General features: G+C 65.7%; 14 protein-coding genes. 10 read left to right on the top strand and 4 right to left on the bottom strand.

Annotation, left to right across the window (positions count from 1 at the left end):
- Window positions 1–50: 50 nt before the first annotated feature.
- Window positions 51–869 carry an IclR family transcriptional regulator gene (locus QQS38_RS00560; RefSeq protein ID WP_479643433.1) on the bottom strand — a complete coding sequence of 273 codons (819 nt, stop codon included), beginning with the start codon at window positions 867–869 and terminating at the stop codon, window positions 51–53.
- Between the two features lie 270 nt (window positions 870–1139).
- Here QQS38_RS00560 and QQS38_RS00555 point away from each other — a divergent pair, with 270 nt between their 5' ends.
- From QQS38_RS00555 to QQS38_RS00520, 8 genes are all read left to right on the top strand, one after another.
- Entirely contained in the window at window positions 1140–2273 is a 1134-nt protein-coding gene (locus QQS38_RS00555; protein WP_479643432.1) for a sugar ABC transporter substrate-binding protein, read from the top strand.
- A 50-nt stretch (window positions 2274–2323) separates the two neighbouring features.
- Entirely contained in the window at window positions 2324–3883 is a 1560-nt protein-coding gene (locus tag QQS38_RS00550) for a sugar ABC transporter ATP-binding protein (RefSeq protein WP_479643431.1), read from the top strand.
- Complete coding sequence (locus QQS38_RS00545; RefSeq protein WP_479643430.1) at window positions 3873–4913, top strand: ABC transporter permease; 1041 nt, start codon at window positions 3873–3875, stop codon at window positions 4911–4913. The genes QQS38_RS00550 and QQS38_RS00545 overlap by 11 nt, the downstream gene beginning before the upstream one ends.
- 6 nt (window positions 4914–4919) lie before the next feature.
- On the top strand, window positions 4920–5237 hold the full coding sequence (locus QQS38_RS00540; protein WP_479643429.1) for a UxaA family hydrolase: 318 nt from the start codon (window positions 4920–4922) through the stop codon (window positions 5235–5237).
- Window positions 5238–5259: 22 nt separating this feature from the next.
- Complete coding sequence (locus tag QQS38_RS00535) at window positions 5260–6615, top strand: UxaA family hydrolase (RefSeq protein WP_479643428.1); 1356 nt, start codon at window positions 5260–5262, stop codon at window positions 6613–6615.
- Window positions 6612–7685 carry an aldo/keto reductase gene (locus QQS38_RS00530; protein ID WP_479643427.1) on the top strand — a complete coding sequence of 358 codons (1074 nt, stop codon included), beginning with the start codon at window positions 6612–6614 and terminating at the stop codon, window positions 7683–7685. Before QQS38_RS00535 ends, QQS38_RS00530 begins: the two co-directional genes overlap by 4 nt.
- 101 nt (window positions 7686–7786) lie before the next feature.
- On the top strand, window positions 7787–8563 hold the full coding sequence (locus tag QQS38_RS00525; RefSeq protein WP_479643426.1) for an SDR family oxidoreductase: 777 nt from the start codon (window positions 7787–7789) through the stop codon (window positions 8561–8563).
- A gap of 48 nt (window positions 8564–8611) precedes the next feature.
- On the top strand, window positions 8612–9460 hold the full coding sequence (locus QQS38_RS00520; RefSeq protein WP_479643425.1) for an ureidoglycolate lyase: 849 nt from the start codon (window positions 8612–8614) through the stop codon (window positions 9458–9460).
- A gap of 83 nt (window positions 9461–9543) precedes the next feature.
- Here QQS38_RS00520 and QQS38_RS00515 read toward each other — a convergent pair whose 3' ends face one another.
- Entirely contained in the window at window positions 9544–9912 is a 369-nt protein-coding gene (locus QQS38_RS00515) for a DUF3564 family protein (RefSeq protein ID WP_479643424.1), read from the bottom strand.
- Between the two features lie 249 nt (window positions 9913–10161).
- Between QQS38_RS00515 and QQS38_RS00510 the strand changes: the two genes are divergently transcribed.
- Entirely contained in the window at window positions 10162–11151 is a 990-nt protein-coding gene (locus QQS38_RS00510) for a zinc-dependent alcohol dehydrogenase family protein (RefSeq protein ID WP_479644067.1), read from the top strand.
- A gap of 42 nt (window positions 11152–11193) precedes the next feature.
- On the opposite strand, the gene fnr is transcribed toward QQS38_RS00510, so the two are convergent.
- Together fnr and phaZ are read right to left on the bottom strand one after the other, a co-directional pair.
- Window positions 11194–11988, bottom strand: coding sequence for a fumarate/nitrate reduction transcriptional regulator Fnr (gene fnr, locus QQS38_RS00505; protein WP_479643423.1), 795 nt, complete (start codon window positions 11986–11988; stop codon window positions 11194–11196).
- A 241-nt stretch (window positions 11989–12229) separates the two neighbouring features.
- On the bottom strand, window positions 12230–13627 hold the full coding sequence (gene phaZ, locus QQS38_RS00500; protein ID WP_479643422.1) for a polyhydroxyalkanoate depolymerase: 1398 nt from the start codon (window positions 13625–13627) through the stop codon (window positions 12230–12232).
- A gap of 271 nt (window positions 13628–13898) precedes the next feature.
- On the opposite strand from phaZ, the gene QQS38_RS00495 reads away from it, so the two are divergent.
- Window positions 13899–15830 carry a SurA N-terminal domain-containing protein gene (locus QQS38_RS00495; protein ID WP_479643421.1) on the top strand — a complete coding sequence of 644 codons (1932 nt, stop codon included), beginning with the start codon at window positions 13899–13901 and terminating at the stop codon, window positions 15828–15830.
- The last annotated feature ends 12 nt before the right edge of the window (window positions 15831–15842 follow it).

The raw sequence follows: 15842 nt of genomic DNA, 5'->3' as shown, positions 1-15842 counted from the left end.
GCTCCGGCAAGTTGAGCGCGCAAGGCGCGGCGCTATGTCGCGCCGCCGCGCTAGCTCGCCTCGTGCATCGACAGCTTGCGCGCCGCCGCATCGAGCATGACGGTCACGTCATCGAGCGACGGGGCGACGTACTCGTCGATGCGTCGCATGTAAGGCGTGGTCAGCGAGGCGATCGCATGACCCGACGGGCCGAGGATCGGAAACGTGACGTCGGTCACCCCGAACGTTTGCGCGCTGTCCTTGCGCAGATGCCCTCGGTCGCGAATCGAGGCGAGCAAGGAGGCAAGCGCCGCAGCGCCGAGCGCGATCTCGCCCTTGACCTTCGTGTGCTCGGCGAGCATGCGCGATCGCTCGGCGTCGCTTTGAAATGCGAGCATGACTTGGCCCGAGGCGGTGTCGACCAACCCCACGCGCGAGCCGAGGCGAATCGACAGCCCCCACGTGCCGGGGCCGTCGACCTGTGCGATCACGAGCAAATTGCCCCGATCGTAGACCGTCAGATGGCACGACTGTTCGGCCGTCTCGGCGAAGGCCTGCATCACGGGCAAGGCTTCGGCGATGAATCGGTTCATCGGCGGGTGCCGGTGCGCAAGCGCAAATAGTTTGAGACTCAACGAGTATCGATCGCCCGCGGCCGAGCGCATCACGTATTGCCGGGCGACGAGCCGCTCGAGCATCCGGTAGATCTCGCTCGCGTTGCGTCCCAACGCCTTCATGATTTCGGCGCGGGTCAATCCTTCCTTTTGTTCCGACAACAACTCGAGGATGTCGAGCCCTTTGTCGAGCGCCGGCGCGCGGTAGCGCTCGGCTTCGTCGGTTGCGCCCTCCGGCGCCGCTTCGCTCGCGGCGGTTTGCTTGGCAGGTTTCACTGGCGTCGCTTCCTCACAGCTTGGGGGCACTAAGGGAAAACACGGCGAACGTCGTCCTTGACGTTCAATCATCCGTATATGAATAATACGTTCATCCATGAACAAGTGCGTCGATCGAAGACCGGTGACGCCGACCAACCCGGCTGGCGCAGACATCCGCAAAGGCCGCAATCCGCAGCATAGCGAAGCCGCCGCAGAGCGGACCATAGATCGGGCCCGAAAAGCCCGAGCCGTTGCGTCTTTCCGACGCATGAGGACAAGGAGACAACCATGACGTTCAGCTTTGAGCCTGCCGATACCCGGCATTGGGCAATTCGGGCATTTCGCGTCGTTCGACTCGCGGTGTCGCCCTCGGCACGTGCCCGTGCGCGCGCCAGCCGCCGCGCATGGGTTCGCTACAGTCTCGCCACGGCGGCCGCGCTTGCGGCCTTCGGCGGGGCTGCGCCCGCGGCGCAAGCCGCACAAGGAGGAAGCGATGCGGTGGGCGCCAATTTGCCCCTGCTCACGTCGCCGTTCTGGCAGGCGTACAACAACTATCTGCCGCAGTACGCGAAAGAGCTAGGTGTGGACATGCTCGCGCCCGTCAACTCGAACGGCGACCCGGCGCAACAGATCACCGACATCAACACGCTGCTCAATCAACGCGTCAAAGGAATCGTCACGGGGCCGCTCGATTCGGCGGCCATCAGCCGGGCGCTCGATGCGGCGTCGGCCAAGCACGTGCCGGTCGTAGCCGTCGATGTCGCACCGACGCAAGGCAAGGTGGCGATGGTCGTGCGCGCCGACAACCGGGCCTATGGCGAAAAAGCCTGCAAGTACATCGGTGATCACGTATCGCAAGGCAAAGTGGTGCAGATCATGGGCGATCTCGCGTCCGTCAACGGCCGGGACCGGTCCGAAGCATTCCGCTCCTGCATCAAGAGCCACTATCCGAAGCTGCAAGTGCTGGAGATTCCGGCGGCCTGGAAGGGCGACGTGGCCGCTTCCGCGCTCGACAGCCTGCTGACCGCGAACCCGGACGTCAAAGGGATCTATATGCAAGCGGGCGGGGTATATCTCTCGCCGACGTTGCAGACGCTGCGCCGCAAGCAGATGTTGTTTCCGGTCGGTGACGCAAAGCATATCGTGATCGTCAGCAACGACGGCATTCCGCAAGAGTTCGACGCAATCCGCAAGGGCGAGATCGACGCGACCGTGTCGCAACCGGCCGATGCCTATGCGAAATACGGGCTCTGGTATTTGAAGGAAGCGCTTGCAGGCAAGACTTTCAAGGCGGGCCCGACCGATCACGGCAGCACGATCATCGAGTTGGCCCCGGGCATGCTCGAAGATCAATTGCCCGCGCCGCTCGTCACCAAAGCGAACGTCGACGACAAGAACCTTTGGGGCAATACGCTCAAGTAAGCGGCGTGCGCGCCTCGTTCCATTTCGATCCATCGAACCAGCGAGCCGACATGGCAGCCGTTCCTCTCTCAAGCGAAAGCCCGGGGCGCCCGATGGCGCCCGTCGTCGACGTGCGCGGCGCGACCAAGCGCTTCGGCTCGACGACGGCGCTTTCGAGCGTCGATCTACGCGTGATGCCGGGCGAATCGCATGCGCTCGTCGGCCGTAACGGCGCGGGCAAGTCAACCCTCGTGTCGCTCTTGACCGGGCTGCGCAAGCCCGATCAGGGCGAGATCCGGTTCGGCGGCGAGTTGGCGCCGCCGATCGCCGATCGCGACGCCTGGCGCGAGCGCGTGGCGTGCGTCTATCAGCATTCCACCGTCATTCCCGAGCTGAGCGTCGCCGAGAATTTGTTCGTGAATCGGCAACCGACGCGCGGCGGGATCATCGATTGGCGCGCGATGCGGCGGGAAGCGCGCGCGCTGCTCGATCACTGGCGTATCGATGTGCGCGAGGACACGCGCTGCGGCGACTTGGGCGTCGAAGCGCGGCAACTCGTGGAGATCGCCCGCGCGTTGTCGCACGGCGCACGGTTCATCATCCTCGACGAACCCACGGCGCAACTCGACGGCGATGAAATCAAGCGGCTCTTTCATCGGATCGAGGCGCTGCAGCGCGACGGCGTGACGTTCCTCTTCATTTCGCATCATCTGCAAGAGGTCTATGAGATTTGTCAGGCCGTGACCGTGTTGCGCGACGCCCGCCGGATCCTGACAGCGGGCGTCGAACAACTGACGCGCGAGGCGCTGATCGAGGCTATGACGGGCGAGGCCGGCAGTGTCGCGCGTGACGACGCGTCGCGGCGCGCGCCGCTGGGTGATGCTCCGCTTGCGCTCGAAGTCGACGCGCTTTGCGGCGAGGACTTCCACGACGTTTCGCTGAGCGTGCGGCGAGGCGAAGTGATTGGCCTCACCGGGGCGACGAGCAGCGGACGCACGAGCGCGGCCGAGGCCATCGCGGGCCTGCGGCGCCCGCGTAAGGGCGCCGTGCGCGTGTTCGGAGAGCAGGCGGGCGCGGGCGTCTCGTTGCCTTATGGCGATGTGCCGGCCGCGCTCGACGCGGGCATCGGGTGCGTGCCGAAAGACCGCCATCGAGAAGGGCTCGTGCTGTCGCAATCGATCGCCGAAAACGCGACGATGACGCTCGCGCGGCGGCTGGCTTCGTTCGGTTTGGCGCCCCCCTCGGTCAAGGCGCGGCTCGCACGCGAGGCGATCGACGCGCTCGGTATCGTGGCGCCAGGTCCGCTCGCGCCGGTGTCGGGGCTCTCGGGCGGCAATCAGCAAAAAGTCGTCATGGCGCGGGCGCTTGCCACGGATCCGCGCGTCCTGGTTCTGATCGACCCGACAGCCGGCGTCGACGTCAAATCGAAGGAAGCGTTGCTCGCGATGGCCGAACGCGCGCGCGACGAGGGGCGGGCAGTCATCGTGTCGAGCGGCGAGCTCGACGATTTGCGCGGCTGCGACCGTGTCCTCGTCATGTTTCGCGGACGCATCGTCCAAGCGTTCGCGGCCGGTTGGGCCGATCACGAATTGATCGCATCAATTGAAGGAGTCGATCTGAATGAAGCCTAGTTTCTCGAGCCCAGGGGCGCAGCCGCGCGCGGCCGCCCTCGCCGTCGCGGGCGCCGCGCGGGCGCAAGGCTCCCGGTGGGATGTGGCGCGCTGGCGCGATCTGGCGCTGTTGCCCGCGTTGGTCCTGTTGATCGCGATCGGCGCCTGGATCAGCCCCAGCTTTCTCACGCGGGCCAATTTGATCAGCGTGCTCGGGGCATCGGCTGCGCTGGCGTTGGTCGTGCTCGCCGAATCGTTGATCGTCATCGTCGGCAAGTTCGATCTGTCGCTCGAATCGACCGTCGGTTTCGCCCCCGCCCTTGGCGCGATGCTCGTGATGCCGGCCGCGTCTGCCGGCTTCGGTTGGCAGTGGCCGCCGGCGGCGGGCCTTGTCGCGATCGTCGCGGTGGGCGCGCTGATCGGCTGGGTCAACGGCTTGCTCGTCGTGCGCTTGCGTCTGAACGCGTTCATCGTGACGCTCGCCATGCTGATCGTTTTGCGCGGTATGCTGGTCGGCGCGACCAAAGGCGGGACGCTGTTCGACATGCCGCCTTCGTTTTTCGCGTTGGCCACCGTGACCGTGCTGGGGTTGCCCTTGTCGGTATGGCTCGCGGCCGCCGCGTTTGCCGTTGCCGCCTTCGTGCTGCGCTATCACCGCATCGGCCGTGCACTTTATGCGATTGGCGGCAATGCCCAAGCGGCTCGGGCAGCCGGCATTCGCGTGGAACGAATCGTTTGGGGCGTGTTCGTGCTCGGTAGCGCGCTGGCGTCGATCGGCGGCCTCGTCGTGACGGGGTATGTGGGCGCGATCAACGCCAATCAGGGCAACGGGATGATCTTCACCGTGTTTGCCGCGGCCGTGATCGGCGGCATCTCGCTCGACGGAGGCAAGGGGACGATGTTCGGCGCGTTGACGGGGGTGTTGTTGCTCGGCGTCGTGCAAAACTTGCTGACGCTCGCGCAAGTCCCGTCGTTTTGGATTCAAGCGATTTACGGCGCCATCATTCTGGGCTCGCTGATGATCGCCCGTTTAGCCGGCAGCCAGGAGTAAGGGACCATGACGCTCGACCCGCGGCTGCTGCTGCTTTCTCCGGACGACAATTGCGTGATCGCCGCGACCGCGCTCGAGGCCGGTGTGGTGGTGGACATCGAAGGCGAGCGCGTGGCGCTTTCGAAGACGATCGCGCTCGGACACAAACTTGCGCGCCGCGCGTTGCGCGCGGGCGAGAAAGTCGTGCGCTACGGCGCGCCGATCGGTCATGTCACGTGCGACGTCGCCAAAGGCGAGCATCTGCATACGCACAACCTCGAAAGCGATTACTTGCCCACTTACACGCTCGACGCGGGCCACGCCTTCGTCGGACACGACGATTGAACCACTGTCAGCGGAAACGAATATGAACGAGATCCCATCCGATGCCGCGCCGCTTTTGGGTTATGTGCGGCAAGACGGGCGCAAGGGGATACGCAATGTCGTCGCCGTTGCGTATCTGGTCGAATGCGCGCATCACGTCGCACGCGAAATCGTGACGCAATTCGCGCCGCGCTTGCTGCATGCCGATGCCGACGTAGCGGCGGACGAACAGGCCGGTGGGCAAGGCGTTGGCCTGTCCGCTGCCGATTTCGATCCGGTCAACGCCCACGATGCGGCGCCCGAAGTCCACTTGATCGGCTTTCCGGGTTGCTATCCCAACGCTTATGCGCAGAAGATGCTCGCACGCATCGCGACTCACCCGAACGTCGGCGCGGTGCTGTTCGTCTCGCTCGGCTGCGAAAGCATGAACAAGCACTTGCTGGTCGATGCGGTGCGCGAAAGCGGCCGGCCCGTCGAAGTGCTGACGATTCAGGAAACCGGCGGCACGCGCAGCACCATCATGCGCGGCGTCGAATGGGTCCGGCGCGCTCGGCGCACGCTTGCCCAGATGCGCCCCGTGCCGATGCGCGTTGACGAGTTGATCGTCGGCACCGTGTGCGGCGGCTCCGACAGCACGAGCGGCATCACGGCCAATCCCGCGGTGGGGCGCGCGTTCGACGCGATGATCGAGCGCGGCGCGGCCTGCGTGTTCGAGGAGACGGGCGAGCTCGTAGGCTGCGAGCATCACATGAAGTCGCGCGCGGCGCGCGCCGAATTGGGCGAGGCCATCGTGGCCTGTGTCGAGAAGGCCGCGCGTTACTACACGATCATGGGGCACGGCAGCTTCGCCGTCGGCAACGCGGATGGCGGGTTGACGACGCAGGAAGAGAAATCGCTCGGCGCTTATGCGAAGAGCGGGGCCTCGCCCATCGTCGGCATCGTCAAACCCGGCGATATTCCGCCGACGGGCGGTCTGTACTTGCTCGACGTCGTGCCCGACGGAGAGCCGCGCTTCGGCTTTCCGAACATCAGCGACAACGCCGAGATCGGCGAGCTCATCGCTTGCGGCTGTCACGTCATCCTATTCACGACGGGGCGCGGCTCCGTCGTCGGTTCCGCCGTTTCGCCGGTAATCAAGATTTGCGCGAACCCGGCCACGTATCGCAATTTGTCGGGCGATATGGACGTCGATGCGGGGCGCATCCTCGAAGGACGCGCATCACTCGACGAGGTCGGTCGCGAGATCTTCGAGGCGACGCTCGCGCTCGGGCGAGGCGAGCGCTCGAAGTCGGAACTGCTCGGCCATCAGGAATTCATCCTGACCTACAAGGCGTTCGAGCCGATCGGCCCCGGCTGCTTGCCGATCGTCCCGGTTGCGTCCGTGCCGGAGGGCGCATGAGCGCGGGCGCAAGCACGGGGGTGGCCGCGCGCCGCCGAATCGGCCGCACTTCGCTCGAAGTCACGGCCCTCGGGCTCGGATGTGCGGGGCTAGGCGGCTTGTACCGCGACGTCGGCGAGGCCGGTGCGCGCGCGACCATCGACGCGGCCTGGGAAGCCGGCATTCGCTTGTTCGACACTGCGCCGTACTACGGCTATACGAAAAGCGAGCATTACGTCGGCGCGGCGCTGCGCGAGCGCGAGCGCGATACGTTCGTGCTTTCGACGAAGGCGGGACGGATCATGCACCCCAATCGCGAGGCGTCGGCACGCGCACCGCGGGACGGGTGGGCGCACCCGCTGCCGTTCACGCCCGTTTTCGACTACACGTACGACGGTATCCTGCGCTCGTTCGACGATAGCCTGCAGCGGCTCGGCATGGCGCGCATCGACATTTTGCTCCTGCATGACATCGGCGCGCTCACGCACGGCGAGCAAAGCGCGCACTATTGGCGGCAATTGAGCGCAGGCGGCTTCAAAGCGCTCGACGAGCTTCGCGCTTGCGGTGCGGTGCGGGCCGTGGGACTGGGCGTGAACGAGGCGGGCGCGGTGCTCGATGCCATGCGCGAGTTCGAGATCGACTGTGCATTGTTGGCCGGGCGCTACACACTGCTCGAGCAGCAGAGCCTCGACTCCCTGCTGCCCGAGTGCGAGCGGCGCGGCGTGTCGATGCTCGTGGGCGGCGTGTTCAATTCGGGCATCCTCGCGCGTGGCGTTCGGCATCTGCGGGAGCCCGGCGGGGATGCTTCGAGCGCGCTCAAATTCAATTACGGGACGGCGCCCGCCGCAGTGATCGAGCGGGTGGCGCGAATCGAGGCGCTGTGCGATGCGCACGACGTCGCGCTGCCGAGCGCCGCGTTGCGTTTCCCGTATGCGCACCAAGCGGTTGCGAGCGTGCTGACGGGAGCCAGCAGCGTAGCCGAACTGCAAAGCAGCATCGATGCGTTCGCCGCGCCGATTCCGGGCGAGCTCTGGACGGCGTTGCGCGCCGAGGGTTTGTTGGATCCGAGAGCGCCCACGCCGAGCGAGTGATGCCGCGGCCATGCTCGGCTGCGCGGCACTCCGGCGGACGGTTCGCCGCGCGTGCCGGTGCTGGCCTTTGATAACTACTTTTCGACGGAGTGTTGCAAACGATGACCGCCATCGCCACGAGTTTTCCCGCGTCCCCGGCCACGCGCCTGGCAGGTAAGACCGCGCTCGTCACGGCCGCCGCCCAGGGCATCGGCCGCGCCTGCGCCGAGCGCCTCGCCCAAGAGGGCGCTCGCGTCATCGCCACCGATATCCGGCTCGATCTGCTGGCGCAAGCGCCGTTCGAGGCGCGTGCGCTCGATGTGCGCGACGGCGCGGCGATCGCGGCGCTGGCCGATGAGATAGGCGGCGTGGACGTGCTGGTCAACTGCGCCGGCTTCGTTCATGCCGGTACCATCCTGGAATGCGGGGAAGCCGACTGGGATTTTTCGTTCGATCTGAACGTGAAGTCGATGTATCGGACAATACGGACGTTTCTGCCGGGCATGCTCGAGCGCGGCGGCGGTTCGATCGTGAGCCTCGCGTCGGCGGCCTCGAGCGTGAAGGGCGTGCCCAACCGTTTCGTCTACGGCACGACGAAAGCAGCCGTGATCGGGCTCACGAAGGCCGTGGCGGCCGATTTCGTCACGCGCGGCGTTCGCTGCAATGCGATCTGCCCCGGCACCGTGGCATCCCCCTCGCTGACGGCGCGGATCGCGGAGCAGGCCCAGGCACAGGGCAAGAGCGTAGCCGAGGTCGAGAGCGCGTTCATTTCCCGGCAGCCGATGGGGCGGATCGGGCGCCCCGAGGAAATTGCGGCGCTGGCTGCCTACTTGGCCTCGGACGAAGCGGCATTCACCACGGGGCAGATTCACCTGATCGACGGCGGCTGGTCGAACTGAGCGGGCCACGCCTGCCGCGTTTTATCCATCCTGAGGATTGAGCACTACATGAAACTTCTTCGCTATGGTCCCAAGGGCCAGGAAAAGCCCGGTCTGGTCGACTTCGACGGCATCGTGCGCGATCTGTCGTCGGTGATCGATGATATCGCCGGAGACGTCCTATCCGACGCCGGTCTCGCGCGCCTGCGTGCGCTCGATCCGTCGACGCTGCCGCGCGCCCCCGAGGGCGTGCGTCTCGGCGCTTGCGTCGGCCGCGTGGGCAAGATGGTTTGCATCGGCCTGAACTACGCCGATCATGCGGCCGAATCCAACCTGCCCGTGCCGAGCGAACCGGTCGTCTTCAATAAATGGACGAGCGCGATCGTCGGCCCGAACGACGACGTGCACATTCCGCGTGGTTCGACCAAGACCGATTGGGAAGTCGAACTCGGAGTCGTCATCGGCAAACCGTGCAACTATGTCCGAGCGGCCGATGCGCTCGACTACGTGGCCGGCTACTGCGTCGTCAACGACGTGTCCGAGCGCGAATGGCAGATCGAGCGCGGCGGACAATGGGACAAGGGCAAGGGATTCGATACGTTCGGGCCGCTCGGGCCATGGCTCGTGACACGCGACGAAGTGCCGGACCCGCAGCAATTGGATTTGTGGCTTGAAGTGGACGGCCACCGCTACCAGAACGGCAACACGCGCACGATGATCTTCGGGGTCGCCGAAATCGTGGCTTATCTGAGCCAATGCATGAGCCTGCAGCCCGGCGACGTCATCTCGACGGGCACGCCTCCGGGCGTCGGGCTCGGCATCAAGCCGGCGCCGGTCTACTTGAAGCCGGGGCAGACGATACGCTTGGGCATCGCCGGGCTCGGCGAGCAGCGGCAGCGCACGGTCGCAGCGCAGTAAGCATTCTCACAGGCCGGCCGGCTAGAAACTCGCGCGCCGCACGCGCGCGGGTGCTGTTGCGGCGCGAGGCGGCGATCGCAGCGTCAGAGGCTTTCGTCGTCGGCGAACACGCTGTTCTCCGCCAATATGGGTTCTTCGTCCACGCACTGGACGTGCCAATGGCCGCGCGCCTTGATGCCGCACAGTTGTGCGCCGCCCGTTTCGCCCTCGAACGGGCCTTCGTCGTTCTCCAGATCGAATCCAGTCAACTCGCAGATCGCCTCGCCATCGCGCGCCCTGCACAGGCGCGTCGATCCGGGCTGCGACTCGACGACGCCCCACGTCGGCAGATCCAATCCGAAGTGGCTCTCGCGCGACCATCTGCGCGCGTCGCGATCGATCCAGACGATCGCGTAGGCGCAGGGATTGATCTCGTCGAACGTACTGAGATGGATGGTGATGCGCATCGTCATGTCCTCCTCTTACTGCGTTCGGTTCGGGTTCCGGTGCTCGGTGGCCGGGCATCCCCGGGCAAGGGATAGGCCGAGCTGCGTTGCCTCGCTGTTACGCTTTACGAACGATGATCGCCCGATGTGCATGCCCGCGCCTTGCGCTGGGTCAAGATGAGGCGGCCTGATTGCGCTCAAATGGACGAGGAACGCGATTCGTGGGTAGACGAATATGCGGCGCGCATGCGGCAGGAACGCAAGGAGAAGAGCGATATGCGAGCGATGGTGTACGACGGGCGTTCGCCCGTGCTGCAATTGCGCGATTTGGCCGAGCCGCAGGCCGGGCCCGGCCAGCTTTTGATCGAGGTGCATGCCTGCGGCGTTTGCCGCACCGATCTGCATGTGGTCGATGGCGAATTGACCCGGCCGAAGACGCCGCTCGTGCCCGGGCATGAGATCGTGGGCGCGGTGGCCGCGCTCGGCGATGGCGTGAAAACGTTCGCCGTGGGCGATCGGGTAGGCGTGCCCTGGCTAGGCCATACATGCGGCCATTGCCCGTATTGCGGGCGGGGAAAGGAAAATTTGTGCGACGCGCCGCAGTTCACGGGATATACGATCGATGGCGGCTATGCCGAACGCACGGTCGCCGACAGCCGTTATTGTTTTCATTTGCCGGCGCGCTATACCGACGTCCAGGCGGCGCCGCTCCTGTGCGCCGGGTTGATCGGCTACCGGGCGTTGTCGATGGCCGGGGATGCGCATCGGATCGGCCTCTACGGCTTCGGCGCGGCCGCGCACATCGTCGCGCAGGTGGCGCGGCATCAGGGGCGGGAAGTCTATGCGTTCACGCGCGCAGGCGATACGGCGGCGCAAACGCTCGCAAGGCGCCTGGGCGCGCATTGGGCCGGCTCCAGCGCCGAGCCGGCTCCGGCGCCGCTCGACGCCGCGCTCATTTTCGCGCCCGTCGGCGCCTTGGTGCCGGCGGCATTACGAGCAGTGGTCAAAGGCGGGGTGGTCGTCTGCGGCGGGATTCATATGAGCGATATCCCGTCCTTCCCCTACGACGATTTGTGGGGCGAGCGCCGGATCGTCTCGGTGGCCAATCTCACGCGCGAGGACGGCCATGCGTTCATGCGGCTCGCCGCGGATATCCCGCTCGAGATCGAAACCACGGTCTATCCGCTGGCCGAAGCGAACCGGGCGTTGGCCGATCTTCGGGAAGGGCGGCTCTCGGGCGCCGCGGTGCTCGATGTCCGCGCGTAACGCGCGTTTCCGGGAGGCGTCCAGGGTGCGGTAAGCGCGCCTTTACACTCGGTTCAGCGCCTCGAGGTTGACGATGCGGATTTGCTTGCCGTGCGTCTGCAAGAGCCCGTCGCGTTGGAACTTCGAGAACATGCGGCTCACGGTTTCGAGCTTCATGCCGAGGAAGTTGCCCAGCTCTTCGCGCGTCATGCGCAGGTTGAATTCGGCTGCGGAATAACCCCGCGCCTTCATTCGATTCGACACATTGAGCAGGAAGGAGGCGACCCGCTGCTCGGCGCTCATCGTGCCGAGCAACATCATCAGCGACGATTCGCGCACGATTTCGCCGCTCATCATGCGCAGCACTTGCTGCTGAAGCGGGCGCGATTCGGCGCACATCGCTTCGAGCGGCGCATACGGAATGATGCAGACGCTGCCGTCTTCCAGGGCGATCGCGTCGCTGCTGTGCGACTCGGTGCCGAGGCCGTCGAGACCCAACACTTCGCCGGCCAAATGAAAGCCGGTGACTTGCTCGCGACCGTCTCGATGCATGACGACCGTTTTAAAAGAGCCGGCGCGAATGGCATAAATGCTCTGGAACGGATCGTTCGCACGGTAGAGCGTGTCCCCGCGCTTGATATGGCGCGTGGCGCTGACGATCGAATCGAAGCGCACGAGTTCCTCGGCATCCAACGTGCACGGCACGCAAGCCGAGCGCATCGAACAGGTGGCGCAGTGCTGCGCGGGGCGTGCGGCCTTGATGGAGCGTGGGGCAGCGCAGGCGCGCGCCGCGCATGCCGGGGCGCTTGCCGTAGCAGGTACCGCGACGCCGTCGGCGAAAACTGCTTCGTTCAGCATACGACCTCCGTCGAAAGGGACGCATCGCCAAGTGGCGCGCGCTGGTTCCTGATTCACCATCCCAGTATCGGCGGTAAGGTGTTTGAAAAAAATCGGCGCTGTATGAAACTGCGGTAAGTGTTGACGAAGCGTCGTAAGGATTTTCCTACAGGCGTTCGAGGAGAAATGGGAAAGCCGGGCCCGCCCACCCGGGGACCGGCGCGATCGATTGCGCGAGAAGGGCCGATGGTTGCGCGCACAATCATTCGCGCGACTCGCCGCCCGCTGGGGTATTACTCGCCCAAAACCGCCGCAATACCGGATGAATCGCCTGATGCCACCGCGGCCCGGTGAACAGGTCGTAGTGATCGCAGTCGTCAATGGTCAGACGCATGCGCTTTTCGTCGGGCACGCCCGTGCAGAGTGCGTGCGCCGCATGGGTCTGACCGGCGCCGGTGATGTCGTCGCGATCGCCCTCCACGGTGCAAAGCGCCGTCGCATGCAGCGCCGCGGGTCTCACGTGCCTCGCACCGACCGACCATGTGCCGCGCGCCAAGCGCTGCTCCTGAAAGACGATGCGCAGCGTGTCGAGGAAGTAGTCCTCGTCCATGTCCAGCACGGCGCAATACTCGTTGAGCGAGCGCAGCGCCGAGGCGATGGCTTGCGGGCCGCCCGACAGCCGGCTCGTCCAATAGCGCGATTCGAGGGCCAACTGTCGATGCGGATGCGCCGCGACGATCGCGGCGTGCTGGAGATATCCGGGGTAGATGCGGCGTCCGACGCCCGCGTACCCGTTCGGAACGGTATCGATGAGCGTGCGGCGGAACCATTCGATGTCGTGGGTGGTTGCGAGCCGGTCGATCATCGTTGGGCTCAGGCGCGAGTCGATCGGCCCGCCCATGAGCGTGACGGACAGCGGGGCCCGATGCTCCCCTGAACCGGCGACGAGCGCCGACGCCGCAAGCGCGGGCGGCGCGGCTTGGCAAACCGCCATCACGTGGACGCCCCGGTTCGCAAGAAGGCGTAAGAAGCGTTCGACGGTGAGCGCGTAATCGTCGAGGCCGAATTTACCTTGCGCGAGCGGCACGTCGCGTGCGTTGGCCCAATCGGTGACGAACACATCGGCGTCTTCGAGCACCGTTTCGACCGTCTCGCGCAGCATCACGGCGTGATGTCCGGCAAGCGGCGTCACGAGCAGGACGCAGGCGCGCGCGCGCGGCTCGGCCGCGTGTGCGGTTGTGTCGGCACGGCGGCCGCGGGCCGGCTCGGCGGCGTTTGCATGCGCCGCTCGTTCACGCGTGGTGCGTCGTTGGTGCGGATCATGCGCGGGCGAGGGGGCGCCTTCTCGCTCGAATGCGCGCAGCGCGCAAAAAGGCGTGCGATCGACGACCGTCTCGCTCACCGAAACGGTCTGGCCGCCGATCTGCACCGATGCGATCCCGAACGGCGGCGGTTCCGGCGTCGCCTGCAATAGACGGTAGAGCCAATCGCAGCCGGGCGGCCCGACGCGCGCGAGCCGCGCCGCGTCTTCGTTCTGCGCGGCCGGGTGCGCATTGCCGGTAACCGCCGCGAAGCCGCCCCAGGGTGCGGCGACGAGCGAGGCCCATGCGTCGACCGAGCGCATCAGCGCGCGTTGCGATTCGAGCCACTGATAGAACATGGTCGCCTCCGCCGGTGGGCCGCACCGTGTGCGGCGTCCGGCGCTACTGCGCCGCCGAAGCGCCGGATCGAGAAGGGCGCCGCCCCGCGGCGACGCTCGAGCGGCGCAAGCTCGCCGCGTGAGCTATTGTGCGGACGCTCGAAGGCCGCTGGCAACCCCGCCGTTCGACGCGGCCGAGGCGGCCCGATGGCACGGCGTTCGGTCTAAATTGCCGTTGACCATCGCACCTGTTGTACTATTGTGCGTTTTTGTCCAACGTAACCAGTCACGCATGCTCGATTTCTTTCGCAACCACAAGCGCCTGATGATGCTCATGCTCGTCCTCGTCATCGTGCCGGGGCTGGGTTTCGTCGGTATTCAAGGCTTTCGCAACTTCTTCGACGAAAGCGCGAACGTCGCGAGCGTGAACGGGCACAAGATCACCCGTGCCGAATTCGACAGCGCCATGCGCCAGCAGCTCGACCAGGCGCGCCAGTTTCTCGGCGCGCAGTTCGATGCGAAGGTGCTCGATACGCCCGCGCGCCGCAGTGAATTGCTCGACAACCTGATTCAGCAACGCGCCTTGGCCGACGAAGCGCAGCGCGAGCATCTCACGGCCTCGGACGACGCCGTGCGCCGCGCACTGCTCTCCGATCCCGTCATCTCGTCGCTGCGCAAGCCGGACGGCTCGATCGACATCGATCGCTACAAGCAACTGCTCGCGATGCAAGGCATGACGCCGGAGCAGTACGACGAGCGCGTGCGCTACGGGTTGGCCTTGCAGCAAATTCCGGAAAGCATCGAAGCGAGCGCGTTCACGCCGAAGTCGCTCGCCGAGCACGTCGCGCAGCTTGCGCAAGCGCAGCGCACGGTGCAAGCGCTCGTGCTCCATGCGAGCGATTACGCATCGAAGGTGCAGCCCACCGATGCGCAGCTCTCGGCCTACTACGACGCGCATCGCGCCGATTTCGCGACGCCTGCCACGGCGAAAATCGATTACCTCGTCTTGTCGCCCGCGACGCTCGCCGCCGCGGTCTCGCCGAGCGAGGCCGATGCGAAGAAGTATTACGACGAAAACATCGCGCATTACACGACACCGCGCGAGGTGCGCGTGAGCCAAATTCTGATCGCTTCGCCCAAATCGGCAAGCCCGGCCGACGACGCCAAGGCGAAGGCCAAAGCCGAGTCGGTGCTGGCCGAGGTCAAGGCGCACCCGGATCAGTTCGCGCAGATCGCTGAAAAACAATCGCAAGATCCGGGGTCCGCGGCAAAGGGCGGCGACCTGGGCTGGTCCACGAGCGGCGTCCTGACCGGCGAAAAGGCGTTCGATACGGCGGCAATGGCGTTGAACAAGGACGAAGTGGGCAATGTCGTGCATTCGGCGTTCGGCTATCACATCGTCAAAGCCACCGACGTCAAACCGGCGGCGACCAAGCCGTTCGACGAGGTCAAGGACGCGATCCTCAAGGATTTGAAGACGCAACTGGCCACGAAGGCATACAGCGACGATGCCGATGGCTTCACGTCGACTGTCTATGAGCAGGCGAAGAGCCTGAAGCCGGCAGCCGATAAATACAAGCTGACGGTTCAAACGGCGACGGTCACGCCCAAGCCCAATCCGGCGTTGCCGCCCGACAGTCCGCTCAACAATCCGAAGTTCCTCGCGGCCGTGTTCTCCGACGATTCCGTGAAGAACCACAACAACACGCAAGCGATCGACGTCGGCAGCAACACCTTGATTGCGGCGCATGTGAACGACTACAAGGGCGCTGCCACGCCGCCGCTCGCTTCGATCAAAGACGCGGTGAAGGCGAAGTACGTGGCGGAGCAGGCTGCCGAATTGGCGCGCAAGGATGGCGCGGCCAAGCTCGCCGATCTGCAAAAGTCGAAATCGACGGCCGGCTTCGGCGCCGAACAAAAGGTCTCGCGCAGCGATGCGCAAGGCATCTCGCCGCTCGCGCTCAGCGCGATCTTCAAGGCCGACGAAACGAAGCTGCCCGGCTATGTCGGCGTCGATCTCGGCAGCGACGGCTATGCGATCTACCGTATCAACGCCGTCTTGCCGCCGGCGCCGATCGATTCCAACCGCCTGGCCGCGGCCCAGCACCAACTCGCTCAGATCGACGCGCAGGCGCAGTTGGAGGCGTATGTAGCGTCGCTGCGCAAGCGCTCGAGCGTGAAGACGTACGGCTCGCTCGGCGCGTCCGCGTCCGATTCGCAGTAGGCGAGAAGCGAT

The sequence above is a fragment of the Trinickia sp. Z7 genome (genome assembly GCF_056498045.1).
This window is presented reverse-complemented; position numbering and strand designations above follow the sequence as displayed.

What these genes read in the sequence shown, in the direction of transcription:
- QQS38_RS00555 (WP_479643432.1), top strand. Translation starts at nt 1,140, where the DNA reads ATGACGTTCAGCTTTGAGCCTGCCGATACCCGGCATTGGGCAATTCGG.
- QQS38_RS00550 (WP_479643431.1), top strand. Translation starts at nt 2,324, where the DNA reads ATGGCAGCCGTTCCTCTCTCAAGCGAAAGCCCGGGGCGCCCGATGGCG.
- QQS38_RS00545 (WP_479643430.1), top strand. Translation starts at nt 3,873, where the DNA reads ATGAAGCCTAGTTTCTCGAGCCCAGGGGCGCAGCCGCGCGCGGCCGCC.
- QQS38_RS00540 (WP_479643429.1), top strand. Translation starts at nt 4,920, where the DNA reads ATGACGCTCGACCCGCGGCTGCTGCTGCTTTCTCCGGACGACAATTGC.
- QQS38_RS00535 (WP_479643428.1), top strand. Translation starts at nt 5,260, where the DNA reads ATGAACGAGATCCCATCCGATGCCGCGCCGCTTTTGGGTTATGTGCGG.
- QQS38_RS00530 (WP_479643427.1), top strand. Translation starts at nt 6,612, where the DNA reads ATGAGCGCGGGCGCAAGCACGGGGGTGGCCGCGCGCCGCCGAATCGGC.
- QQS38_RS00525 (WP_479643426.1), top strand. Translation starts at nt 7,787, where the DNA reads ATGACCGCCATCGCCACGAGTTTTCCCGCGTCCCCGGCCACGCGCCTG.
- QQS38_RS00520 (WP_479643425.1), top strand. Translation starts at nt 8,612, where the DNA reads ATGAAACTTCTTCGCTATGGTCCCAAGGGCCAGGAAAAGCCCGGTCTG.
- QQS38_RS00515 (WP_479643424.1), bottom strand. Translation starts at nt 9,912, where the DNA reads ATGACGATGCGCATCACCATCCATCTCAGTACGTTCGACGAGATCAAT.
- QQS38_RS00510 (WP_479644067.1), top strand. Translation starts at nt 10,162, where the DNA reads ATGCGAGCGATGGTGTACGACGGGCGTTCGCCCGTGCTGCAATTGCGC.
- fnr (WP_479643423.1), bottom strand. Translation starts at nt 11,988, where the DNA reads ATGCTGAACGAAGCAGTTTTCGCCGACGGCGTCGCGGTACCTGCTACG.
- phaZ (WP_479643422.1), bottom strand. Translation starts at nt 13,627, where the DNA reads ATGTTCTATCAGTGGCTCGAATCGCAACGCGCGCTGATGCGCTCGGTC.
- QQS38_RS00495 (WP_479643421.1), top strand. Translation starts at nt 13,899, where the DNA reads ATGCTCGATTTCTTTCGCAACCACAAGCGCCTGATGATGCTCATGCTC.